The organism is Microcystis sp. LSC13-02 (assembly GCA_002282935.1).
Lineage (GTDB): Bacteria > Cyanobacteriota > Cyanobacteriia > Cyanobacteriales > Microcystaceae > Microcystis.
Map to the genome: position 1 here is coordinate 1 of MTBT01000181.1, position 4,790 is coordinate 4,790.

A 4,790-nucleotide genomic window follows, 5' to 3' on the forward strand; every position below is an offset into this window, starting at 1 on the left:
ATTTTCAAACTCTTATCTGAACAGGGTTTCAGCGATGGATTGTCCTAAGCACCTTGGTCTTTGCTATAGTATTTAACGGTAAAGCCGTCGTTCTACGACGGGGTTTCAGACCCAAAATTTTCGATGATCTGGTTATTATCACCCAACCCAGCCTTCAGCCGGTGAAAATTCGGGCTAATTGGGAATTTTTCGGCAAAAAAGTTATCTAGACCTGCTAACAGGCAATTTATCCCTCGAATGAGCTACAATTATCGGTCAAACGTGGTTAATAGCGAGCAGATGCGTCGCATTGAAGGGGCGATTTTTGCCTCCGGTATGCCTGTGGCCGCTTTGATGGAAAAGGCAGCCCTGTTAACGGCACAACAGCTTAAAAAGTTCTATTCTTTGGCTAATTTCCCCAAAATCGGCGTTATCGTTGGCCCTGGTCACAATGGCGGCGACGCTCTCGTGATTGCTAGAGAATTACATCTTGCTGGTTATCAAGTATCTCTTTTTTGTCCGATCGCCAAACTCAAGGATTTAACAGCACAACAGACTAATTATGTCAAGCATTTAGGCTTAATTTTTCAGAAAACTTTAGAATCTTTGGAGGATTGTCAGTTAATTATCGACGGTCTCTTCGGTTTTGGTTTAGAAAGGACTTTATCGGGAGATATTGCCGAATTAGTCGATAAAATTAATAGTTGGCAAAAACCGATAATTAGTATCGATATTGCTTCAGGAATTCACACCGACACTGGAGAGGTTTTAGGCACGGCAATTAAAGCCACTCATACCTTTTGTTTGGGACTCTGGAAGCGCGCTTTTTTACAAGATTTGGCCTTACCCTATCTAGGTAAAGTGGAGTTAATTGACATAGGAATTAGTCCCCTTGACCTAGAAACAATTCTACAAGATTCACCGCCAATTCTGAGGGTTAATCCCGATCTAATTCGCCCTTATTTACCTTTACCCCGTCCTCTACTTACCCATAAATATCAGCAGGGACATTTATTAATTATCTGTGGTTCTCGTCGTTATGCAGGGGGGGCAATTCTCGCCGGATTAGGAGCGCGAGGTAGTGGTGTGGGAATGCTTTCTATTGCCGTTCCTGCTGCCCTCAAATCTTTATTAATTAGTCATTTACCAGAAGCATTAATTATCGATTGTCCTGAAACTGCCACGGGAGCTATTGCCGAACTTCCCCTAGAATTAAATAATTATCATGTCCTCGCCTGTGGTCCTGGATTAACCACAGAAAATCCTGCTATTATCGAACAGGTTTTAGATAGTGATAAACCGATTATACTCGATGCCGATGCTTTAAATATTTTGGCTCAATTGGGTATAGACAAATTATTATCTCGTCAGAATAAGACAATTTTAACGCCTCATTGGGGAGAATTTAAACGCTTATTTCCTAACTTATTAGGTTCTCAAGACAGGATTAATATCACTCAAGAAGCATCTCAACAAACTGGTGCAATTGTGTTATTAAAAGGAGCCAGAACTATAATCGCCTCTCCGGAAGGTAAAATGTATATAATCCCCGAAAGTACCTCCGCTTTAGCGCGAGGTGGTAGTGGTGATGTCTTAACGGGATTAATCGGCGGATTCTTAACCCAAATGCCAGATAAACCCTCAGAAGCAACCGCATTAGCGGCTTTTTTACACGCTCAAGCCGGCATTTTAGCGGCCAAAGAAAGGACAGAATTAGGAGTAGATGGAGTAACTTTAGCTAATTATTTATTTGCTGCCCTTAAAGGTTTAAATTAAACTCTGGAGGGAAACAGACGCGACCCGAAAACATTGATAATTGTTACTGTATCTAACATTAAAATATCTTTCATAATACCCATCTAATAAACGCAGAAATAAGAGGAGGAAACGATAAAAATACTATTAAAATAGCATAAATGTACTGGATTTAAACTGAGTATGGGTATTTTAGTACAAATGCTCGGACTGCCTCAACCTAGCTCCAGCGCTCCCTTCTCCGCTGCAGTCTTAAGGATTAATTTAGATAGTCGGCATTTGAGATAAAACATAAGGAATGTTAACCAAAACCACTTAACGTTAAGGAATTTTGATAAGTTGGAGATTGAACAAAGATAGAAAGTCTCTAGCGCTGACAACTATGGCTGTAATTGTCCAAAAATACGGTGGTACATCGGTAGGTTCCGTGGAACGCATTCAATCGGTAGCTCAACGGGTCAAAAATACGGTAATAGCAGGAAATACCGTGGTGGTGGTCGTTTCTGCCATGGGTAAAACCACCGATGGATTGGTCAATTTAGCCAAACAGATCGCCGCCGAACCCTCGCGCCGGGAGATGGATATGTTATTATCCACGGGGGAACAGGTGACGATCGCCTTGATGAGTATGGCCCTAGAGGAAATCGGACAACCGGCCATCTCCCTAACCGGCGCTCAGGTGGGAATTGTCACGGAATCCGAACATAGTCGCGCCCGTATTTTAGAAATTAAAACCGATCGCCTCTCCCGTCATCTATCGGAGGGTAAAGTAGTTGTTGTCGCTGGTTTTCAAGGTGTCAGCGATAGCGATCAACTAGAGATTACCACCCTAGGCCGCGGTGGTTCCGATACCTCGGCCGTGGCCCTAGCAGCCGCCTTAAAAGCCGATTTTTGCGAAATTTACACCGATGTACCCGGTATTCTCACCACTGACCCCCGTTTAGTTCCCGAAGCGCGTCTTTTAGACCAAATTACCTGCGATGAGATGCTAGAATTAGCCAGTTTAGGGGCGAAAGTTCTCCACCCGCGAGCGGTGGAAATCGCTAAAAACTTCGGGGTTCCCTTGGTTGTCCGCTCCAGTTGGACAGAGGATCCGGGTACTTGGGTGACATCCCCAGCACCGAAACCGCGCACCCTGCAAGGATTGGAATTGACAAAAGCAGTGGATGCGGTGGAATTTGAGGGTAATCAGGCGAAAATCGCCCTTTTACGGGTTCCGGATCGTCCCGGTATCGCTGCCCGTTTATTCGGGGAAATTGCCCATCAACAGGTGGACGTGGATTTAATTATTCAATCGATTCACGAGGGGGACAGCAACGATATCGCCTTTACGGTGATGGGAAATGCCTTGAAAAAAGCCCAATCCGTGGCCGAAGCGATCGCGCCGGTTTTACGTTCCCATCCCACTAATACAGAGGAAGCGGAAGTGATCATCGAATCCGGGGCCGCTAAAATCGCCATTACCGGCGCTGGTATGATCGGCCGGCCGGGAATTGCTGCCCAAATATTTAGCACTTTGGCCACAGCGGCAATTAATATCGAAATGATCTCCACTTCTGAAGTAAAAGTCAGTTGTGTCATCGATGAAGCGGACGGAGAAAAAGCAATTAAAGTCCTTTGTGATGCTTTTCAACTGGAGTATTCTGCTAAAGTTGCTCATCGCGAAATCCCTCACAATTTAGTCCCGGTACGGGGAGTGGCCTTAGATAATAATCAGGCACAAATGGCCATTCGTCGCGTCCCCGATCGCCCCGGGATGGCGGCGAGAATTTTCTCGGTTTTAGCGGCAAAAAATGTCAGTGTCGATATGATTATTCAATCCCAACGCTGTCGCATTGTCGATGGTATTCCCCGACGGGATATCGCTTTTACTTTACCCCAAGCTGATGCTAATTCCGCCCAAAAAATCCTTTTAGAACTATCGGAAAGTTTGGGTTTACAGGAAGTGGTGGTTAATAATGATGTGGCCAAAGTTAGTATTGTTGGTTCGGGAATGGAAGGACAACCGGGGGTAGCAGCACGCTTTTTTGAAGCTTTAGCAAAGGAGAAAATTAATATTTTAATGATTGCTACTTCTGATATAAAAATCAGTTGTGTGGTGAATCAAGAAGATGGAGTCAGAGCCTTACAAGTGGTTCACGCCGCTTTTGGATTAGCCGGACAGGGTAAAATTGAAGTACCCGCCTAAATGAAATTAAAAGTTCTATGATAGGGGTAAGAGTTGTCAAATTGCTGGCAACTTAACCCCCAAAAATCCGATCAATAAGTCAACCCTCATCACCCCGATTTTATCTATGGACCCTCTTACAGCAGCAGCGATCGCAGTTGGTTCAATTATCGCTACTAAAGCGTTAGAGAAAACTGGTGAAAAAGTGGCAGAAAAGGTTTGGCAACAAACAGAAAAATTTCTTACTTCCCTGAAACAAGTTTCTCCAGATACTTTCACCGCAATTGAAAAAGCACCCGAACAACCTTTAGATTATGGACAAGCGATTCTGGAGGTTGAATCTGTTGCTAAAACCAGTCCCGAATTAAGCCAAATTATGACCGAGTTGGTTGACATTGTAGAAGCCGAACCTTTACCTAATTTAAAGGATATTCTTAACGATATTGCTAAGGCTTTGCAATCTCAATCCTCTGGACAAAAAACCTATATCAAAACCATTGAAAAAATTGTTAATTTTTCTCAAAGGGACATTAATATCAATGAACAAAATATCACAATGTAATGTCTTGGGCGCGTGCAACGCACCCCTACGGAACGGAAAAAAATGTTATTGTAGGGGCGAATCGCGTTCGCCCTTCCCCTTTTGATGTGTTAATATTGTATAAGTAAATATTTTTTTGTCACAGCATTATGTTACCAATATGGATCAAAAAATAGTCAATTCTGCTCAAGGCGATATCAATATTGACAAGCAAAATATTTATAATTATCCGCCTAACCAAGAGCCTCCTCAACCCAATCCTCACAATTTATCTAATAGTAATATCCCTAAATTTGTTGGTAGGGATAAGGAATTAATTGACTTAAAAAATAAATTACAACAATCCCA

4 protein-coding genes are annotated in these 4,790 nt (G+C 43.1%); all 4 read left to right on the top strand.

Annotation, left to right across the window (positions count from 1 at the left end):
• Nucleotides 1-237: 237 nt before the first annotated feature.
• On the top strand, nt 238-1,755 hold the full coding sequence (locus tag BGL89_RS10840) for an NAD(P)H-hydrate dehydratase (RefSeq protein WP_286825714.1): 1,518 nt from the start codon (nt 238-240) through the stop codon (nt 1,753-1,755).
• A gap of 361 nt (nt 1,756-2,116) precedes the next feature.
• Nucleotides 2,117-3,922: an aspartate kinase gene (locus tag BGL89_RS10845; RefSeq protein ID WP_286825715.1), complete on the top strand. Its 1,806-nt coding sequence runs from the start codon at nt 2,117-2,119 to the stop codon at nt 3,920-3,922.
• Nucleotides 3,923-4,028: 106 nt separating this feature from the next.
• Nucleotides 4,029-4,463 (top strand): hypothetical protein, encoded by a 435-nt coding sequence (locus BGL89_RS10850; protein ID WP_286825716.1) that lies wholly within the window; start codon nt 4,029-4,031, stop codon nt 4,461-4,463.
• A gap of 139 nt (nt 4,464-4,602) precedes the next feature.
• Nucleotides 4,603-4,790 (top strand): hypothetical protein (locus BGL89_RS10855; RefSeq protein WP_286825717.1); only part of this gene is annotated, 188 nt, incomplete at its 3' end.

What these genes read in the sequence shown, in the direction of transcription:
- BGL89_RS10840 (WP_286825714.1), top strand. Translation starts at nt 238, where the DNA reads ATGAGCTACAATTATCGGTCAAACGTGGTTAATAGCGAGCAGATGCGT.
- BGL89_RS10845 (WP_286825715.1), top strand. Translation starts at nt 2,117, where the DNA reads ATGGCTGTAATTGTCCAAAAATACGGTGGTACATCGGTAGGTTCCGTG.
- BGL89_RS10850 (WP_286825716.1), top strand. Translation starts at nt 4,029, where the DNA reads ATGGACCCTCTTACAGCAGCAGCGATCGCAGTTGGTTCAATTATCGCT.